Annotated in this window: 19 protein-coding genes; 16 read left to right on the top strand and 3 right to left on the bottom strand. The window is 62.8% G+C overall.

Going from position 1 to position 17,342, the window contains the following annotated elements; translation table 11 throughout:
• Positions 1 to 290: 290 nt before the first annotated feature.
• On the bottom strand, positions 291 to 1,322 hold the full coding sequence (gene hemB, locus NKH83_RS17760; protein ID WP_352477156.1) for a porphobilinogen synthase: 1,032 nt from the start codon (positions 1,320 to 1,322) through the stop codon (positions 291 to 293).
• 87 nt (positions 1,323 to 1,409) lie between these two features.
• Positions 1,410 to 2,234 carry a DUF8605 domain-containing protein gene (locus NKH83_RS17755; protein ID WP_352477157.1) on the bottom strand — a complete coding sequence of 275 codons (825 nt, stop codon included), beginning with the start codon at positions 2,232 to 2,234 and terminating at the stop codon, positions 1,410 to 1,412.
• 144 nt (positions 2,235 to 2,378) lie between these two features.
• On the opposite strand from NKH83_RS17755, the gene NKH83_RS17750 reads away from it, so the two are divergent.
• The 4 genes from NKH83_RS17750 (at position 2,379) to NKH83_RS17735 (ending at position 6,165) form a co-directional block, all read left to right on the top strand.
• Positions 2,379 to 3,422 (top strand): enoyl-CoA hydratase/isomerase family protein, encoded by a 1,044-nt coding sequence (locus NKH83_RS17750; protein ID WP_352477158.1) that lies wholly within the window; start codon positions 2,379 to 2,381, stop codon positions 3,420 to 3,422.
• Positions 3,419 to 3,841, top strand: a complete 423-nt coding sequence (locus NKH83_RS17745; protein ID WP_254817546.1) for a DUF6163 family protein — start codon at positions 3,419 to 3,421, stop codon at positions 3,839 to 3,841. Before NKH83_RS17750 ends, NKH83_RS17745 begins: the two co-directional genes overlap by 4 nt.
• A gap of 202 nt (positions 3,842 to 4,043) precedes the next feature.
• Positions 4,044 to 4,559, top strand: a complete 516-nt coding sequence (gene ldtR / locus NKH83_RS17740) for a transcriptional regulator LdtR (RefSeq protein ID WP_352477159.1) — start codon at positions 4,044 to 4,046, stop codon at positions 4,557 to 4,559.
• A gap of 352 nt (positions 4,560 to 4,911) precedes the next feature.
• Positions 4,912 to 6,165, top strand: coding sequence for a L,D-transpeptidase family protein (locus NKH83_RS17735; protein ID WP_352477160.1), 1,254 nt, complete (start codon positions 4,912 to 4,914; stop codon positions 6,163 to 6,165).
• Positions 6,166 to 6,175: 10 nt separating this feature from the next.
• Here NKH83_RS17735 and NKH83_RS17730 read toward each other — a convergent pair whose 3' ends face one another.
• Entirely contained in the window at positions 6,176 to 6,460 is a 285-nt protein-coding gene (locus NKH83_RS17730) for a hypothetical protein (RefSeq protein WP_352477161.1), read from the bottom strand.
• Positions 6,461 to 6,603: 143 nt separating this feature from the next.
• On the opposite strand from NKH83_RS17730, the gene glyA reads away from it, so the two are divergent.
• The 12 genes from glyA (at position 6,604) to NKH83_RS17670 (ending at position 17,329) form a co-directional block, all read left to right on the top strand.
• On the top strand, positions 6,604 to 7,917 hold the full coding sequence (glyA, locus tag NKH83_RS17725) for a serine hydroxymethyltransferase (protein ID WP_352806103.1): 1,314 nt from the start codon (positions 6,604 to 6,606) through the stop codon (positions 7,915 to 7,917).
• Between the two features lie 68 nt (positions 7,918 to 7,985).
• Positions 7,986 to 8,564 carry a hypothetical protein gene (locus NKH83_RS17720; protein WP_352649969.1) on the top strand — a complete coding sequence of 193 codons (579 nt, stop codon included), beginning with the start codon at positions 7,986 to 7,988 and terminating at the stop codon, positions 8,562 to 8,564.
• A 153-nt stretch (positions 8,565 to 8,717) separates the two neighbouring features.
• Positions 8,718 to 9,227: a transcriptional regulator NrdR gene (gene nrdR, locus NKH83_RS17715; RefSeq protein WP_023674492.1), complete on the top strand. Its 510-nt coding sequence runs from the start codon at positions 8,718 to 8,720 to the stop codon at positions 9,225 to 9,227.
• A 2-nt stretch (positions 9,228 to 9,229) separates the two neighbouring features.
• Positions 9,230 to 10,360 (top strand): bifunctional diaminohydroxyphosphoribosylaminopyrimidine deaminase/5-amino-6-(5-phosphoribosylamino)uracil reductase RibD, encoded by a 1,131-nt coding sequence (gene ribD / locus NKH83_RS17710; RefSeq protein ID WP_352806100.1) that lies wholly within the window; start codon positions 9,230 to 9,232, stop codon positions 10,358 to 10,360.
• A 30-nt stretch (positions 10,361 to 10,390) separates the two neighbouring features.
• Positions 10,391 to 11,008 carry a riboflavin synthase gene (locus NKH83_RS17705; protein ID WP_352806097.1) on the top strand — a complete coding sequence of 206 codons (618 nt, stop codon included), beginning with the start codon at positions 10,391 to 10,393 and terminating at the stop codon, positions 11,006 to 11,008.
• 130 nt (positions 11,009 to 11,138) lie between these two features.
• On the top strand, positions 11,139 to 11,633 hold the full coding sequence (gene ribH, locus NKH83_RS17700) for a 6,7-dimethyl-8-ribityllumazine synthase (RefSeq protein ID WP_352806095.1): 495 nt from the start codon (positions 11,139 to 11,141) through the stop codon (positions 11,631 to 11,633).
• Positions 11,630 to 12,130 (top strand): transcription antitermination factor NusB, encoded by a 501-nt coding sequence (gene nusB, locus NKH83_RS17695; RefSeq protein WP_352806092.1) that lies wholly within the window; start codon positions 11,630 to 11,632, stop codon positions 12,128 to 12,130. The genes ribH and nusB overlap by 4 nt, the downstream gene beginning before the upstream one ends.
• Complete coding sequence (locus tag NKH83_RS17690; RefSeq protein WP_352477166.1) at positions 12,127 to 13,344, top strand: MFS transporter; 1,218 nt, start codon at positions 12,127 to 12,129, stop codon at positions 13,342 to 13,344. The genes nusB and NKH83_RS17690 overlap by 4 nt, the downstream gene beginning before the upstream one ends.
• 159 nt (positions 13,345 to 13,503) lie before the next feature.
• The gene (osmF, locus tag NKH83_RS17685) at positions 13,504 to 14,415 is read left to right on the top strand and encodes a glycine betaine ABC transporter substrate-binding protein OsmF (protein WP_352477167.1); all 912 of its coding nucleotides are present in this window, start codon (positions 13,504 to 13,506) and stop codon (positions 14,413 to 14,415) included.
• Positions 14,416 to 14,457: 42 nt separating this feature from the next.
• Positions 14,458 to 15,633 (top strand): ABC transporter permease, encoded by a 1,176-nt coding sequence (locus NKH83_RS17680; RefSeq protein WP_254817557.1) that lies wholly within the window; start codon positions 14,458 to 14,460, stop codon positions 15,631 to 15,633.
• Positions 15,630 to 16,568 (top strand): ABC transporter ATP-binding protein, encoded by a 939-nt coding sequence (locus NKH83_RS17675; protein ID WP_352806087.1) that lies wholly within the window; start codon positions 15,630 to 15,632, stop codon positions 16,566 to 16,568. The genes NKH83_RS17680 and NKH83_RS17675 overlap by 4 nt, the downstream gene beginning before the upstream one ends.
• Positions 16,565 to 17,329, top strand: coding sequence for an ABC transporter permease (locus tag NKH83_RS17670; RefSeq protein ID WP_352806084.1), 765 nt, complete (start codon positions 16,565 to 16,567; stop codon positions 17,327 to 17,329). The genes NKH83_RS17675 and NKH83_RS17670 overlap by 4 nt, the downstream gene beginning before the upstream one ends.
• Positions 17,330 to 17,342 lie beyond the last annotated feature (13 nt).

Here is a 17,342-nt window from a genome sequence, read left to right as displayed (position 1 = left end):
GTGACATCGGCCGAAGAATACAGCGGCCCAGAACGACGAACCACGCGAATGGAGATCAAGAAGACCAATCTGGAATGGTCCGAACTTTTTCGGAGAACCGGATGGGTGCGTTCGTTTTCGATCCGCCGGAGCACTGCCGCCAGGTCACGGCATGGATCCTAGGGTCTCCGCGACGGAGCTTCGCTCCTGCTCCGCCCCAGGATGACGAGGGGGAAGGAGGATTCGGCCAATCCCGAAGGTTTACCACAGGCCCCATCCCATGCACCAAAGTCCCAAAACGATGCGATCACCTATCCCTTTAGCATCGCCGCTACTTCGGGCGCAAAGTAGGTGAGAATCCCGTCGCAGCCGGCGCGCTTGAACGCGAGCAGCGATTCCAGCATCGCCTTGTCGCCGTCGATCCAGCCATTGGCGGCGGCGGCCTTGATCATCGAATATTCGCCCGAGACCTGATAGGCGAAGGTCGGCATCTGCAATTCGTCCTTCAGCCGGCGGATGATGTCGAGATAGGGCAGGCCGGGCTTGACCATCAGCATGTCGGCGCCTTCGGCTAGATCCTGCTCGGCCTCGCGCACCGCTTCGTCGGAATTGGCGTGGTCGATATAATAGGTTTTCTTGTCGCCCTTGAGCAGGCCGGCGGTGCCGACCGCCTCGCGATAGGGGCCGTAAAAAGCGGATGCGAACTTGGTCGCATAGGACATGATCGCTACATCCTGAAACCCATTGGCGTCGAGCGCATCGCGGATGGCACCGATCCGGCCGTCCATCATGTCCGAGGGGGCAATGATGTCGGCCCCTGCCGCCGCCTGGATGACGGCCGCCGCCGTCACCTGCTCCACCGTTTCATCATTGACGATAATGCCCTCACGCAAGATGCCGTCATGGCCATGCGAGGTGAACGGGTCCAGCGCCGCGTCGGTGATGATGCCGATCTCCGGCACCGCCCGCTTAATGGCGCGGGTGGCGCGATTGATGATGTTTTCCGGATCGAGGATGTGGGAACCGGTCTGATCGCGCAGGCCGAGCTCCACATTGGGGAAAGTGGCGATCGCAGGAATGCCAAGCTTGGCCGCGCGCTCAGCCTCCTTGACGGCGAGGTCGAGCGACAGGCGGAACACGCCGGGCATGGCGGCGATCGGTTCGCGCACTTGTCTGCCGTCGACGACGAAGATCGGCCAGATCAGATCGTCGACCGAGAGCCGGTTCTCCTGGACAAGGCGGCGCGACCAATCGGCCTTGCGCATGCGCCGCAGCCGCCGGCTGCCGGTGATCTCGTCGACGCTGCGCGCGCCGGCAGGCTTTGCAGGTGTGAATTTGTTCATCGCCAAAACTCCGGACCGGGCGGCTTTTACCACGAGCCTTCGCTGCTGACCAATGCGACACGATTGTGCCAGCGGTCCTGTCGGGCGTTATTCTGGTTGACCATTGCCCGACAGAATCTGCGCAGCACCCCGCATGGCGACGCGGAATGCCTCGTCGAAGCTGACACCGCGCACTTGCCATTTATAAGCCTTGCCGTTCATGGCAAGCCGCCAATCGGCGATCCAGCCAAACTCCTTGTCGCTCCAGATCAGGCTGCCGGCGAGCGCCTGATCGGCACCGGCCTTTCGGGCAAGCTGGTCCAGCGTCGCCATATCGGCATGGCGCAGGGCCCGGTCGTCAAGCTTCGAGGCCGACAGCAGCGACGCTTCGGGAAACACAATCCGCATGACCAGCGGACCGGTGGCATTAACGAAGGATTCGCGCATCGCCGCCCCGCGCTGGTCGTCGGCAGTCAGCGCGAACTGCCTTGTGCCTTGCTCCGCCGCCAGAAAAATCGCCAGGCGTGGCCGCTCGGCAAGCCATGGCTTGCTGCCAAGCGCGGCAAGCACCGGATCGATGGCGTCGGGCTTGTACAGGCAGGTGAGATCATGCGGCCGGTCGTGAGTGCCTTGTTCGTCATGGACCGGAATGCCTTCAAGGCGGTCGTGGTAGCGGAATTCGGCAACGAAGCTGCCGGCCTTGTCGCGCAGCGCCGCCGTCTCAGGTTTTTTCGCCAGCCGCTGATCACCGGAGACACGGACCAGCACCGCATCCAAACATGTCTTGAAACCGATCTGGCGATTGACCTCGCCCTGGCCGGTGACGATGGTCTGCGATTGGTAGAGACTATCCACGGTTTCGGCCGATACGGGAGGAGTGTTCGCAGCGATCAGGCCGACCACCACAACAGCAAGGCGTGGCAACCAAGGCATGGTCCAACCTTCCGGTTCAAAGCGCCAGCATTAGCACCGGCTGCGGCCACGGGCCAGCAGGCGGGATTGGCGCTGCCATTGACGTGGCTATGCGCCACGCATTAGCACTTCACTCCCGGCGGGCGCGGGAGGGATTCTCTGGCGATGGATTTTGGCGGAGGCGACGAGATTCGCTTCGAAAGGTTGGGCAGGGCCGGCGTCGTCACGCTGACGCGGCCGCAGGCGCTCAATGCCGTAACCCACCGCATGGTCAAGGCGCTGGACAAGGCGCTGCGCAGTTGGGAACGCGACGATGGTGTCGACGTCGTCGTCGTCAAGGCCGAGGGCAGGGCATTTTCGGCGGGCGGCGACATCCTCCACATCTACGAAGCCGGCCGGGCTGGAAAACCGCCGGTCGAGTTCTTCGCCGACGAGTACCGGCTGAACGCCCGCATCGCCCGTTTCAAGAAACCCTATGTCGCCCTGATCGACGGCATCGTCATGGGCGGCGGCGTCGGCATCTCCTTCCATGGCTCGCAGCGGGTGCTGACCGAGAACGCGCAGTTTGCCATGCCAGAGGTCGGGATCGGCTTTTTCCCGGATGTCGGCGCCAGCCATCTGTTGCCGGATCTCGGCGGCAGCTTCGGCATGTATCTGGCGCTGACCGGCAACCGCATCCGCTATGGCGATGCGTTGTGGTCGGGCCTCGCCACCCATACGATCAAGGCGGAGGACCAGGCCGGCTTTCTCGACCGGCTGGCGGCAAGCGGCGACCCGGAATCGGTGCTGCGCGGCTGCTTCGTCCCGGCCAAACGCGAGACAGACAGGCCGACGCTGGACGCCATCGCCCGGCATTTCGCGCAGCCGTCACTGGCCGATATGGTCGCCAGCCTGGAGCGGGCAGCCATCGCCGACGAGTTCGCGGCAAAGACGCTGGCCACCATCCGCACACGTTCACCGACCAGCCTGCATGTCGCGTGGCGCCAGATCAGCGCCGGGCAGACGTTGTCGATGGAGGAGTGCATGAAAATGGAGTTCCGTATCCTCAACCGCATGCTTGCCGGGCACGACTTCTATGAAGGCATCCGCGCCGCCATCATCGATAAAGGCTCGACGCCGCAATGGCGGCCGGCAGGCATCGATGACGTCAGCGCCGCCGACGTCGATGCCTATTTCGCACCGCTCGGCGAACGGGAACTGAAGCTGTGAGCGAGGCCGCCTCGAGACGCGTGGTGCTGCAGCCCTCGACGATCGAGGTCATCTTCGCCTGGTTCCAGCGCGTTATCGCCGGCTATTGTCTGCTGTTCGGCATCTTGTACTGGATCCGGCTGATCGGCGTTTACCCCGGCCAGTTGTGGCGGTTCGATCTGATGCCGGTGCACTGGCAGGTGGCGGCGGTGGTGCTGGCGGTGTTTTTTCCATTCGCTGCTGCCGGCCTGTGGATGCTGGCGTCCTGGGGGCCGGTGATCTGGTTCATCTGCGCGGTGACCGAGTGCGTCATGTATGCTGGCTTCCCCGACTTGTTCGGCCGCCGGCCGCTGATCGTCGCCTCGCACCTTGCGGTGGCGCTGCTCTACATAGTGTTCCGCGTGGTGATCTGGATCCAGAAGCGGCAAGCCCGGCGATAGCAATTCCGGCCAGGATCGTTGGCTAAATCTTTAGGTTAATTATCCTTGCTCGGGTGACCGTCCGTTAAGCCTCTTTCGAAACCCCTTACCGGTAAGCTCTTGTTAGCCTTGGCGTTTAAGTCGAATTTTATGAGTATTCGATAGTGTCGCGATCAAGGTGAAGAACAAAAAATCACCGGGCGACAAACGAGAGGCAAAGACAATGATCAATTCGCGTCCGGCGGCGAAGACCGCCAACGTATCCGATGACCGCCGCGAGGCGATCCGTTCGCTGTACATGGAGTCGCTGCAGCTGGTCGAGCGGCTGCATCGCCGTCTGCTTGATGTGATCAAGGACGAATTCGACCGCAACGCCCGCTCCGACATTAACGCCATCCAGGCGCTGCTCCTGTTCAACATCGGCAACTCGGAGCTGACCGCCGGCGAACTGCGCTCGCGCGGCTATTATCTCGGCTCGAATGTCTCCTACAATCTGAAGAAGTTGGTCGATCTCGGCTTCATCAACCACCAGCGCTCGCGCATCGACCGTCGTTCAGTGCGGGTCTCGCTGACGCCGAAGGGCAATGAGGTGGCGGAAGTCGTCGCCGGCCTTTACGAACGCCATGTCGGCTCGATCGAGCAGGTCGGCGGCATCAACACGGAAGAGTTCAAGCAGATGAACCGCGCCCTGCAGCGGCTGGATCGGTTCTGGAACGATACCATCGCCTATCGGATGTAATCGCACCCGCCGCAGCAAGATCTGAAGCTGGACCACGGAAGCGCTGCCGCGGAGCAGACCAAAGACCGGTGCCGAAAAGCACCGGTCTTGCCGTTTCGTCAGGCCGGCCGATCCAAATTCGAGCAACAGCCACGTTGCCGCCATATTCGAATGGAACCGAAGATGCGGGTGATGCTGGGCCAAAGCCGTGCATTTGTCCTGTGCTCAAGTCTCTTCCATGGGTTTTTACACCCATGTGTTTTTACACCGAAGTGATGCGGGCCATGGTTGGCTAATTGTTAAGAAGCCAACTCTAGAGTGCGGGCGAGACCGCCCGGTGGGTTGAATTGTAGCAAGAATGTCTGGACCATCCATGAGAACCAGCCGCCGTTTCTTTCTTTCAGGAGCCTCCGCGCTCGCAGCCGCAATGGTCGCCGGCCGCGCCAGTGCACAGGATGTGATCGGGGATATCCTGAAATCCTCGGCGCGTGGCAATTGGGACGACCAATTCGATGCGCGTGCCAGCGAAGGCGGCAAGGTTGCCTCGACGCTGCCGATCTTCAGCCTGCAGACGGTGTCCTTCACCGAGCAGGCGATCATGCAGTATCAGAATATCGTCGCGCAAGGCGGCTGGGAGCAGGTTCCAGACACCAAGAAGCTGCAGCTTGGCGTCGAGGATCCCGATGTGGTGCCGCTGCGCAGGCGCTTGATGATATCGGGCGATCTGGCGCAGAGCGCCGGGCTCTCGGAAGCGTTCGATTCTTACGTCGACTCGGCGCTCAAGCGCTTCCAGTTGCGTCACGGCTTGCCGGCCGACGGAACCACCGGCAAATATACTTTCGCGGCAATGAACGTGTCGGCGCCGGTTCGGCTTGGTCAGCTGCAGACCAATCTGCAACGGCTGCGTGAGCGGGCCGGCACGCTTGGCAACCGCTATGTGCTGGTCGACATCCCGGCGGCGCAGATCGAGGCTGTCGAGAACGACCGCGTTGTGCTGCGCCACACCGCAATCGTCGGCAAGATCGATCGCCAGACGCCGATCGTCAATTCCAAGATCAACGAAATCATCGTCAATCCGTACTGGAACGCGCCGGTCTCGATCGTGCGCAAGGACATCATTCCGCTGATGCGGAAGGACCCCAACTATCTCAAGGATAGCCATATCCGCCTGTTCGCGCCGGACGGCAGCGAGGTCGACCCAATGACGGTCGACTGGTCGACCGACGATGCCGAAAAATATCGCTTCCGCCAGGATCCCGGTTCCGGCAACGCGATGGCCTCGGTCAAGATCAATTTCCCCAGCCCGGACGGCGTCTACATGCACGACACGCCGCAGCAGAGCCTGTTCGGCAAGCTGATGCGCTTCGATTCCTCTGGCTGCGTGCGCGTTCAGAACGTGCGCGACCTCGTCACCTGGATTCTGCGCGACACACCGGGCTGGGATCGCCAGCATTTCGAGGCGGCGATCAAGACCGGGGAGAACATGCCGGTGCAGGTTACCAATCCGGTGCCGGTTTATTTTCTCTACGTCTCGGCCTGGTCGACAGGGCCGGGCGTGGTCCAGTTCCGTGACGACATTTACGGCCTCGACGGAGCCAACGAGCTGCAGATCACATCCGCGCTCTAAACAGCTGAGTTCATTTGCAAAAGGCCGCCGGAAGGGCGGCCTTTTTCGTTGCCGGGTCTTTCGCGACAAGCTTCGCTGGGCCGATCGCCGGACGGCTGCCCTTCCTGTGGATCTGGATCGGCGACATCGCGACGCGCGTCTCGGCGCGATTACACAAGCGCAAGGCCGAGCCGTTCGGACTGCGCGTCCGGATCGCCGGCTCTGTTGCCGGCGTGCGCGGCGCCATCACGCCGGCCAGATCAACGACCATACGACGCAGGCGCTGTTCACCGAGATCACGCTCACCGAAGCCCACCGGCCCTTCAGCAGGGCAAGGAAATAGAGGCCGCCGGTCTCTCTGGCGCAATCCGGCCAGCAAATTTCGCGCAGCAAACGTGGCGGGCCGAAAGCAACTGTGTTAATGGCGCGACAGACCCGGAACCTTGAGGATTTCAGCCCATGGCAACAGCAGCGGCAGTGTCGAACAAATTCGAATCCTTCTTCGAAACCACGCTTGCCGATGCCGACCCCGAGATTTTCGGCGCCATCCGCAACGAACTCGGCCGCCAGCGCCACGAGATCGAGCTGATTGCCTCGGAAAATATCGTCTCGCGTGCCGTGCTCGAGGCACAGGGGTCGATCATGACCAACAAATATGCCGAGGGCTATCCGGGCAAGCGCTACTATGGCGGCTGCCAGTTTGTCGATGTCGCCGAGGAACTGGCCATCGAACGTGCGAAAAAGCTGTTCGGCTGCAACTTCGCCAACGTCCAGCCGAATTCCGGCAGCCAGATGAACCAGGCGGTGTTCCTGGCGCTGCTGCAGCCCGGCGACACCTTCATGGGTCTCGACCTCAATTCCGGCGGGCACCTGACGCATGGCTCGCCGGTCAATATGAGCGGCAAATGGTTCAAGGTCGTCTCCTATGGCGTGCGGCGGGACGATCATCTGCTCGATATGGACGCGATCGAGAAGACCGCCCATGAGACCAGGCCGAAGCTGATCCTGGCCGGCGGCACAGCCTATTCACGTGTCTGGGACTGGAAGCGTTTTCGCGAGATCGCCGATTCGGTCGGCGCCTATCTGATGGTCGATATGGCTCATATCGCCGGACTGATCGCCGGTGGCATGCATCCGTCGCCGCTGCCGCATGCCCATGTGGTCACCACCACGACGCACAAGTCGCTGCGCGGCCCGCGTGGCGGCATGATCCTGTGCAATGACGAGGACATTGCCAAGAAGATGAATTCGGCCGTCTTCCCCGGCCTGCAGGGCGGACCGCTGATGCATGTCATCGCCGCCAAGGCCGTGGCCCTGGGAGAGGCGCTGAAGCCAAGCTTCAAGGTCTATGCAGAGAGCGTTGTCGCCAATGCCAAGGCGCTAGCCTCCAGCCTGCAGGAAACCGGGCTCGACATCGTCTCCGGCGGCACTGACAACCATCTGATGTTGGTCGACCTGCGCCCCAAGAACGCCACCGGGAAGCGCGCCGAGGCTGCCCTTGGCCGCGCCAACATCACCTGCAACAAGAACGGCATCCCCTTCGACCCGGAAAAGCCTTTCGTCACCTCGGGCGTTCGGCTTGGCACGCCGGCTGGCACCACGCGCGGCTTCGGCCAGGCTGAGTTCCGCGAGATCGGCAAGCTGATCGCCGAGGTGCTGGATGGACTGAAAGTCGCCAATTCCGACGATGGCAATGCGGCCGTCGAGGCAGTTGTGAAGACCAAGGTGGCGGCATTGACGGATCGTTTTCCGCTTTACCCGTACCTTGGTTGACCACGCCGAGTGTCCTCCATGTGTGCGACAATCCCGGTGCGACAGCAAGGCACTTGCGAAGAAGCTCAATGATGCAAACTTTCCGTTTCGCCGGCTTTGGCGCCTTGCTGGCATCGGCCATTTTGCAGCTGTCCGACCTCGCCTTGGCGCAGACCGAGCCGACGCCGGCAGCGCCCAAGACAGAGACCTTCGGCAGGTGGTCCACCACGATGGACGAGGTCAACACCGGTGAGGATGTGCGCAAGACCTGCGCCGCCTCGACCGTCTTTTTCGACGCTAACGGGACCAGCGGCACCCTTACGCTGGCCATCTCGAATGGCGACGTACTGCCACCGGCAGGCTATCCGAGCCTCATCATCGCCGTGAGAAACAGTGACTTGCCCAAAGGTGACAACGTCCCGGCGGTGTTTCGCGACGTTAACGACAAGATCAAGGCTGGTTTTCATCCTATCGCCGACGGACAGTGGATGATGGACAACAAGCCCGAGACCACGCTTGCCATATTGCGTGCCATGCGCCGTACGAGCGCCCTCGATGTCAGCTTCGCCGACAAGCCGGTCGCGACCATATCGATGGACGGCTTCACCAAAGCCTATCGCTATCTCGGCACGTCCTGCGGCTTCCCGACCGGCGACGTCGCTCCCTGATTGGCGTATTGCCGTCCAACTGATTGCCACTCTCGCAATTTTCCTCGTCCCTCTCTATCTCTGAGGCGCGATCGGTCATCGGCCATACTTTGCCATCGTGGCAAAAACCTCTAAGCCTTTCGCTCCACGAGAATCGCGAACCGAAGGCCCTCCATGCGCTGTCCCTACTGTCAGTCCGAAGATACGCAGGTGAAGGATTCACGCCCCGCCGAAGACGGCGCGGCGATCCGCAGGCGGCGCGTCTGCCCCGATTGCGGCGGCCGTTTTACCACGTTCGAGCGGGTACAGCTGCGCGACCTTGTCGTCGTGAAGAAGTCTGGACGCAAGGTGCCGTTCGACCGCGACAAGCTGCTGCGCTCGGTCGAGATCGCGGTACGCAAGCGCAATGTCGATCCCGAGCGCATCGACCGGGCCGTGACCGGCATCGTGCGCCAGCTCGAAAGCTCGGGCGAGACCGAAGTGGCTTCTGGCGAAGTCGGCCGGCTGGTCATGGAGGCGCTTAAGTCGCTCGATGATGTCGCCTATGTGCGCTTTGCCTCCGTCTACCGCAATTTCCGCGAGGCCAAGGATTTCCACGACGTATTGGGCGAACTCAAAGGCGACGAGCTCAAAACCGACGAGCCCAGGGGCGAAGAGCTGAAGAGCGAAGAGGACGCCAGCTGAGCATGGCAGGGTCCGAACGCAGCACGGCTGAGCAAGAGCTCCTCGATCGCCGCTATATGGCGGCAGCCCTCAGGCTGTCGCGCAAGAATGCCGGCCGGACCTCGACCAATCCTTCCGTCGGCACGCTTATCGTACGGGATGACGGCAACGGGCCGATGATCGTCGGCAGCGGCGTCACCGCCGTCGGCGGCCGGCCGCATGCCGAGACCGAGGCTTTGGCAGAGGCCGGCGAACTGGCGCGCGGCGCCACCGCCTATGTAACGCTGGAGCCCTGCGCCCATCACGGCCGCACGCCGCCTTGCGCCAATGCGCTGGTCAGTGCCGGCGTGGCGCGTGTGGTCGGCGCTGCCAGCGATCCGGACCCGCGTGTTTCCGGCAAGGGCTATGCAATCTTGCGTGCCGCTGGGGTCGAGGTGGTGGAAAAAGTGCTGGCGGCCGATGCCGCGGAGCAGATGGCCGGCTATTTGATTCGATCTCTGAAAAAACGCCCGGAAGTGATCCTGAAGCTTGCGCTTTCAAGCGACAACAAGATCGGCGTGAGAGGCGAGGGACAGGTCTCCATCACCGGCGATATCGCCCGGCGCGAAGTCTATCTGATGCGCGCCGAAGCCGATGGCATATTGATCGGCATCGGCACGGCACTGGAGGACGATCCGGCGCTGACGGTTAGGCTTCCGGGACTGGAGAGCCGTTCGCCGGCGCGCATCGTGCTCGACCGTCAGATCAGGCTACCCGAGACTTCGAAACTGGTCGCCGGCGTCGACCGTGTGCCGCTCTATATCGCTGCCTGCGCCGAGGCCGATCCGCACCGGCGCGCCGCGCTTGAACGCGCCGGCGTTCGCTTTATCGGCACTGAGACGTATGAAGGCGATATTGCGCTGCCGGAACTGCTCGAGGATCTGGCGGCGCTCGGCATGGCCAGTCTCCTGGTCGAGGGCGGGGCGAGGGTGGCCAAGGCGTTCCTCGACGAACAACTGGTCGATCGTATCGTGCTGTTTCAGGGGCCGGACGCGATCGGCGAGGGCGGCATTGTATCGCCAATCGATGCCAACAATATCCCGCCGGGATTTCGCAAATTGCGCAACATGCGTTTCGGCGAAGACACATATGCGGAATGGATAAGAGACATCTAGGACCGAACTGATGTTCACGGGGCCAAACTAATGTTCACCGGAATCGTCACCGATGTCGGCACCGTCGCTGCCGTGAAGCCGCTCAGGGAAGGCGTCGGTTTGCGTATCGACACCGCCTACGATCCGCAGACCATTGCCATCGGCGCCTCGATTTCCTGTGGCGGCGTCTGCCTGACGGTAACGGGACTGCCGGAAGACGGCGCCAACGCACGGTGGTTCGAGGTCGAGGCCTGGGAAGAAGCACTCAGGCTGACGACCGCTATGGCCTGGAAATCCGGCACGAGGATCAATCTGGAGCGGGCGCTGAAGATCGGCGACGAACTCGGTGGCCACATTGTATCAGGCCATGTCGACGGCATGGCCGAGATCGTGGCCCGCCAGGAAGAGGGTGACGCCGTGCGCTTTACCCTGGAAGCACCGCGCGAGCTTGCCAAATTCATCGCCCCCAAGGGTTCCGTCGCACTCGACGGCACTTCACTCACCGTCAACAACGTCGAAGGCACCCGTTTCGACGTGCTGTTGATCCACCATTCGCTGACCGTCACCACCTGGGGCGAACGCCAGGTCGGCGACTGGGTCAATCTCGAGATCGACACCATGGCCCGCTACGCCGCGCGGCTGATGGAGGCGGCGAAGGAGGGGCTTTGAGGCGGTCGTCCATAAAGCCCATTCCCTGATGCGACCGCCACTGGGTTGGCCTTGAAAGTTCCTTCGGCAATCTTCCGCTTGCGATCAAACCGGCTTCGGCCTAAGTCACCGGCGATCCCCGGAGACATCTATGGCAGGCACATCCCAACACGGCAAAGCGTTCATCCGTCCGAAGAAGAAGGCACACCTTCTTGTCATCGAGGCGCGCTTTCACGACGACCTTGCCGACGCGCTGCTCGAAGGCGCGACCAGCGCGCTCGACGAAGCGGGCGCGACATACGATGTCGTCACCGTTCCTGGCTCGCTCGAAATCCCCGCCGTGATTTCCTTCGCGCTCGACGGTGCCTCCGAAGGCGGGACGAACTATGACGGTTTCGTCGCCCTCGGCACAGTCATCCGCGGCGACACCTATCATTTCGAGATCGTCGCCAATGAATCCAGCCGTGCCCTGATGGACCTGTCCGTGCAGGATTCGGTCTGTATCGGCAACGGCATCCTGACCACCGAAAACGACCAACAGGCATGGACACGGGCCAGGCGTTCGGAAGGCGACAAGGGCGGCTTTGCGGCGCGTGCGGCGCTGACCATGATCGCTCTAAAGGAACAGCTGGGAGAGCGAACGTGAGCGAACCCGCTTCGCCCGGCCAGCCTGCGGTTCGCCATGCCAACAAGCGCGGTGCAGCCCGTCTGGCCGCTGTACAGGCGCTCTACCAGATGGACGTCGCCGGCAGCGGCGTGTTTGAGATCACCGCCGAATACGAGACGTTCAGGCTCGGCAAGGAAGTCGACGGCGCGCTCTATCGCGAAGCCGATGCGCAATGGTTTCGCGCCATTCTTGCAGGCGTCGTCGAGCACCAGAAGACCATCGATCCGATCATCCGACAGGCACTGACCGAGGACTGGCCTCTGTCGAGGCTCGATTCCACATTGCGCGCCATATTGCGCGCCGGCGTCTACGAGCTCATGCAGCGCGAGGACGTGCCGGTGGCGGTCATCGTCTCCGAATATGTCGACATCGCCAAGGCATTTTACGAGGAAGACGAGCCGAAACTGGTCAATGCCGTGCTTGATCGCGTGTCGCGCCGGGTGCGTGGCGAGGGCCGCGGCAAGGACGCCTCATGACTGCCGTCGTCGCCGTTGAGGCGGGCAAGGAAGCGCGTCGCACCGCCTTCATCCTCGCAGCCTCGCAGGCGATCATCGGCTCGGCCGCCCCCATCGCCATTTCCATGGGCGGATTGGCCGGGCAGTATCTGCTCGACGCTGACAAGTCGCTGGCAACCGCGCCGATCACCGGCTTCAATGTCGGCGTGGCACTCGGTTCCCTGCCGGCCGCGGCGATCATCCGCCGGCTCGGCCAGCGCGACGGCTTCATGACCGGAACGGCGGTGACAGCGCTTGGCGGCCTGATCGCCACGCTGGCGCTGTTTCATCCCAGCTTCTGGCTGTTCGCTTTCGGCTTGGCCGTGATCGGGATCGGGGGCGCCTTCGTCCAGCAATTCCGCTTTGCCGCCGCCGACAATGCCCCGCCTGAATTCAAGGCGCGTGCCATCTCCTTCGTGCTGGCCGGCGGCATCGTCACCGCCATACTCGGGCCGCAGATCGTCATCTTCACCGGCGATCTGTTCTCGCCGGTGAAGTTTGCCGGCTCGTTTGCGTCCATCCTGGTCCTGGCGGCGGTCGGCGCCGCCATTCTCTCTTTGTTGCGTATCCCAGCCAAGGCAACCAAGAAGGTGGAAATTTCCGACAGCGACGCCAGGCCGCTCTCAGAAATCGTCACCAGGCCACGCTTCGTCGCGGCGTTGTTTTGCGCCATCGGCAGCTACGCACTGATGAGCTTCGTGATGACCGGCGCGCCGCTGGCCATGGTCGGCTGCGGCCTTTCGACCGACGACGCCACGCTCGGCATTTCCTGGCACGTCATGGCGATGTTCGCGCCGAGCTTCTTCACGGGGTCGCTGATCCATCGTTTTGGCGCGGAACGGATCGTGGCTATCGGCCTGGTACTGCTCATTGGCTGCGGCATAGTCGCGCTGTCGGGGTTGGCACTGTGGCAGTTCTGGACGACGCTGATCCTGCTCGGCCTTGGCTGGAATTTCAGCTTCATCGGTGCCACTGCCATGGTGGCCGACAGCTACCAGTCATCCGAAAAAGGCAAGGTCCAGGGGTTCCACGATTTCGTCCTGTTCGGCTCCGTCGCCTTCGCCTCGCTGATGTCGGGCGCAGTCTACAATGCCTGGGGCTGGGAGATGCTGAACTGGATGATTTTCCCGGTCGTCGCGCTGTGCTTCGTGGCACTGGGCGTGTTGAAGATGACGGGCTTGCGGGCGGCCAACTGACGTCACGCTGTCGGGACGTCGCGGCAGCGGATTCACTCACATCCGAACAAAATTATTGCGCCCATCCCCTCTCTTATGAAACCGTGTACCCCGACGGGGCATCGAAGCCATGCTCATATGCGGCAGCCGTATTCCGGTTCACAGCAAGGGATTTGTGAGATGTTTTCAATCAAGGTTCTGGCCGGCGCTGTACTAGCGCTCGGAATCACGTTTGCCTCGGCGAGTGCCCAGGTGGTGGTGTCGTCGAAGATCGACACCGAGGGCGGCGTGCTCGGCAATATCATCCAACTGGTGCTGAACGCCAATAATATCCAGACCACCGACCGGATCCAGCTCGGCGGCACGCCCGTGGTCCGCAAGGCGATTACAGCCGGCGAGATCGACATCTATCCGGAATACACCGGCAACGCCGCCTTCTTCTTCGAGAAGGCCGACGATCCGGTGTGGAAAGACGCCGCCAAGGCCTACGAGACTGCCAAGAAGCTCGACTACGACGCCAACAAGATCGTCTGGCTGTCACCGTCACCGGCCAACAACACCTGGGCGATCGCCCTGCGCAAGGAGGTCGCCGATACCAATAAGCTCGTCACCCTTTCCGACTTCGGCAAATATGTCTCGGGCGGCGGCAAGGTGGTGCTGGCGGCCTCCGCCGAGTTCGTCAATTCGGCGGCCGCGCTGCCCGCTTTCCAGAAGACCTATGGCTTCACGCTGAAGCCGGACCAGTTGATCACGCTGTCGGGCGGCGATACGGCGGCGACCATTGCCGCTGCGGCCAACCAGACCAACGGCGCCAACGCCGCCATGGTCTACGGCACCGACGGCGGCATCGCGCCCTCCGGCCTCGTCGTGCTTGAAGACGACAAGGGTGTGCAGCCGGTCTACCAGCCAGCGCCGATCATCCGGGAGGCGGTGCTGAAGGAGCATCCCGAAATCGAGACGCTGCTGAAGCCGGTCTTCGCCAAGCTCGATCTCGTTACGCTGCAGGAGTTGAATGGCCGCGTGCAGGTTGGCGGCGAGCCAGTCAAGGGCGTCGCTGAGGACTTTTTGAAAAAGAACGGCTTCCTGAAGTAAGGCGATTTCCGGCGCTCCGCTTCAGGTGCGCCGGATCGGCCGATGGGGGAGGGCGTGCGCATCCGGTTCGACAAGCTTGGCGTGGTCATCGCGGCGATATCGGCCTATGCGGCTTTCGCGGCGCCATTCGCCACCTTCCGCGCCAATCGCATCGTACCCGGCGAGGCGCGCTCGATCCTCGAATCTTTGCCCGCGGCGGTCGGTCCGCTATTGATGGCGATTGTTGTCGCAGCGGCGCTCATTGCGCTGCTGAAAACGCCGCTTGCTCTGCGCCTCGCCGCCAGTGTGGTTGCACTTGCGGCGCTGGCGCTGCTGATTGGCGTTGCCGGCAGCTTCCTGACGCCCGCCGGCAACACCTTCGCCCGTATCTCGCCGGCTTCGGGATTCTGGCTGCTTATCTTCGCCTTCACCCTTCTGCTCGCCGACGTGCTTACAAGGCTGAACCTGTCGCCGCAGGCACGGGTCGGCGTGCTTGTTGTCGCCGCAGCGGCAATCGGCCTGCTGCTCGTCTCGGGAAGCTGGAACAGCCTGTCGATCCTCAAGGAATATTTCAATCGCTCCGATAGTTTTTGGGCGGAAGGCTCCAAGCACGTGACGTTGGCGCTGGGTTCGCTGGCGGCTGCGGTGATTATCGGCCTGCCGCTCGGCATCCTCTGCCATCGCGTCGAGAAATTGCGGGCCGGCGTGCTCAACGTGCTGAACATCATCCAGACCATTCCTTCGATCGCGCTGTTCGGCCTCTTGATCGCGCCGCTCGGCTGGGTCGCTTCGCATGTGCCGGGTGCTGCCGCGCTCGGCATTCGCGGCATCGGCACAGCGCCGGCTTTCGTCGCCCTGTTCCTCTATTCGCTGCTGCCGGTGGTGGCTAATACCGTGGTCGGCCTTGCCGGTGTGCCGCGTGCCGCCAACGACGCAGCGCGCGGCATGGGCATGACCGACCGCCAGCGGCTGTTCGGTGTCGAGTTTCCGCTCGCCTTCCCGGTGATCCTCACCGGCATCCGCATCGTGCTGGTGCAGAATATCGGCCTCGCCACGATTGCCGCGTTGATCGGCGGCGGCGGCTTTGGCGTGTTCGTGTTCCAGGGCGTCGGTCAGACGGCGATGGACCTGGTGCTGCTCGGCGCCGTGCCGACGGTGGCGCTGGCCTTCGCCGCCGCGATCATCCTCGATGCAGTGATCGAAATGAGCGCCAGCAAGCGCAGGGTTGAAACGGCATGATCGAGATCGAAGGCATCACCAAGCGCTACGGCGAGACGACAGTCGTCAACGACGTGTCGATGGTAATCGAGCCGCGCAGCATCGCCGTCATCGTCGGCACCTCCGGCTCCGGCAAGACGACGCTGCTTCGCATGATCAACCGGCTGGTCGAGCCGACATCGGGCGTGATCAAGCTCGACGGCGTCAACAACCGCTCGGTGCCGGATTATGAGCTGCGCCGCAGCATAGGCTATGCCATCCAGGGCCACGGCCTGTTTCCGCATCGCACGGTGGCGCAGAACATCGCCACTGTGCCGGTATTGCTCGGCTGGGACGCCAACCGCATCAAGGCCCGCGTCGACGAGCTGATGACGCTATACCAGCTCGACCCGCAAGACTACGGGCCACGCTATCCGCACGAGCTTTCCGGCGGCCAGCAGCAGCGCGTCGGCGTCGCTCGGGCGCTTGCCGCGGAACCCAACGTGCTGTTGATGGATGAGCCGTTCGGGGCGCTCGATCCGATTATCCGCAACAAGGCGCAGGAGGATCTGCTGGCAATCCAGAAGCGCTTCGGCACCACCATCATCCTGGTCACCCATGACATGGAAGAGGCCGTTCACATGGGCGACAAGATCGCCGTGATGGACGGCGGCAAAGTGGTGCAATATGCCGAGCCGGCCGAAATACTGGCGAGACCGGCCAGCGCGTTTGTCGAAACCCTGGTAGGTGCCAGCGAAAAACCGTTCCGGCTGTTGTCGCTTGGCCGGGTCCGCGACGCGGTGGAAAACGGCACCGCCGAAGGCGAGGCGATCCCCGGTGACGCCAGCCAGCGCGACGCGCTCGCCGAACTCCTGTGGTCGGGCCGCCCTGCGCTGCCGGTGACAGATACCGACGGCAAGCCGCTTGGCCGCGTCACGGTGGACGGACTAGTTAAGCGCGCGGCGAGACCGGCATGAGAGAGGCTGGCTTAAAGGCTTGGCTTCCATCACTGCTCAGGCTTGCTCTGGTGGTGCTGCTTATCGCCTTCGTCACCAATCCCGGCTGGTTCGAACCGCTGCTGAAGCCGCTGACAGAGAACAACGCGCCGGTAATCTACAATCAGGGCAGCCTGTTGACGCTGACGCTGCTGCATCTGCGGACCGTGCTGATAGCGACGGTTGCCGCGACGATCGTTGCGGTCGCGCTCGCCATTCTGGTCACCAGGCCGGCCGGCGCCGAATTCCTGCCGCTGTCGCGCAGCCTGGTCAATATAGGCCAGACCTTTCCACCGGTAGCGGTGCTGGCGCTTGCCGTGCCGGCGGTCGGCTTCGGCGAAAAGCCGACGCTGATTGCGCTGTTTCTCTATGGCCTGCTGCCGATCTTCGAGAACGCGCTGACTGGCCTGACGACGCTGCCGGCCAACGTCGTCGAGGCGGCGCGTGGCGCCGGCATGACTGGCTGGCAAAGGCTGGTCAAGGTCGAGCTGCCGCTCAGCGCGCCGATCATTCTCGGCGGTATCCGGCTGTCGGTGGTGATCAGCCTTGCCACCGCGACCATCGGCTCGACAGTCGCGGCGAGGACATTGGGCGAGGTGATCATCGCCGGCCTGCTGTCGAACAACCTCGCCTTCATCCTGCAGGGCGGCCTGATCGTCGCCGCCCTTGCCGTACTGATCTACGACGGGCTGTCGGCGATCGAGCGCTACACAGCGCGGCGCATGGGACGCGAGGCGGAGTAAGCCTCTCCGAGCG

Source organism: Mesorhizobium sp. M0909 (assembly GCF_040319515.1).
GTDB lineage: Bacteria > Pseudomonadota > Alphaproteobacteria > Rhizobiales > Rhizobiaceae > Mesorhizobium.
This window is presented reverse-complemented; position numbering and strand designations above follow the sequence as displayed.

Excerpts from the sequence above, each read along its gene's own strand:
- hemB (WP_352477156.1), bottom strand. The coding sequence starts at position 1,322 with ATGAACAAATTCACACCTGCAAAGCCTGCCGGCGCGCGCAGCGTCGAC.
- NKH83_RS17755 (WP_352477157.1), bottom strand. The coding sequence starts at position 2,234 with ATGCCTTGGTTGCCACGCCTTGCTGTTGTGGTGGTCGGCCTGATCGCT.
- NKH83_RS17750 (WP_352477158.1), top strand. The coding sequence starts at position 2,379 with ATGGATTTTGGCGGAGGCGACGAGATTCGCTTCGAAAGGTTGGGCAGG.
- ldtR (WP_352477159.1), top strand. The coding sequence starts at position 4,044 with ATGATCAATTCGCGTCCGGCGGCGAAGACCGCCAACGTATCCGATGAC.
- NKH83_RS17735 (WP_352477160.1), top strand. The coding sequence starts at position 4,912 with ATGAGAACCAGCCGCCGTTTCTTTCTTTCAGGAGCCTCCGCGCTCGCA.
- glyA (WP_352806103.1), top strand. The coding sequence starts at position 6,604 with ATGGCAACAGCAGCGGCAGTGTCGAACAAATTCGAATCCTTCTTCGAA.
- NKH83_RS17720 (WP_352649969.1), top strand. The coding sequence starts at position 7,986 with ATGATGCAAACTTTCCGTTTCGCCGGCTTTGGCGCCTTGCTGGCATCG.
- nrdR (WP_023674492.1), top strand. The coding sequence starts at position 8,718 with ATGCGCTGTCCCTACTGTCAGTCCGAAGATACGCAGGTGAAGGATTCA.
- ribD (WP_352806100.1), top strand. The coding sequence starts at position 9,230 with ATGGCAGGGTCCGAACGCAGCACGGCTGAGCAAGAGCTCCTCGATCGC.
- NKH83_RS17705 (WP_352806097.1), top strand. The coding sequence starts at position 10,391 with ATGTTCACCGGAATCGTCACCGATGTCGGCACCGTCGCTGCCGTGAAG.
- ribH (WP_352806095.1), top strand. The coding sequence starts at position 11,139 with ATGGCAGGCACATCCCAACACGGCAAAGCGTTCATCCGTCCGAAGAAG.
- NKH83_RS17690 (WP_352477166.1), top strand. The coding sequence starts at position 12,127 with ATGACTGCCGTCGTCGCCGTTGAGGCGGGCAAGGAAGCGCGTCGCACC.
- osmF (WP_352477167.1), top strand. The coding sequence starts at position 13,504 with ATGTTTTCAATCAAGGTTCTGGCCGGCGCTGTACTAGCGCTCGGAATC.
- NKH83_RS17680 (WP_254817557.1), top strand. The coding sequence starts at position 14,458 with ATGGGGGAGGGCGTGCGCATCCGGTTCGACAAGCTTGGCGTGGTCATC.
- NKH83_RS17675 (WP_352806087.1), top strand. The coding sequence starts at position 15,630 with ATGATCGAGATCGAAGGCATCACCAAGCGCTACGGCGAGACGACAGTC.
- NKH83_RS17670 (WP_352806084.1), top strand. The coding sequence starts at position 16,565 with ATGAGAGAGGCTGGCTTAAAGGCTTGGCTTCCATCACTGCTCAGGCTT.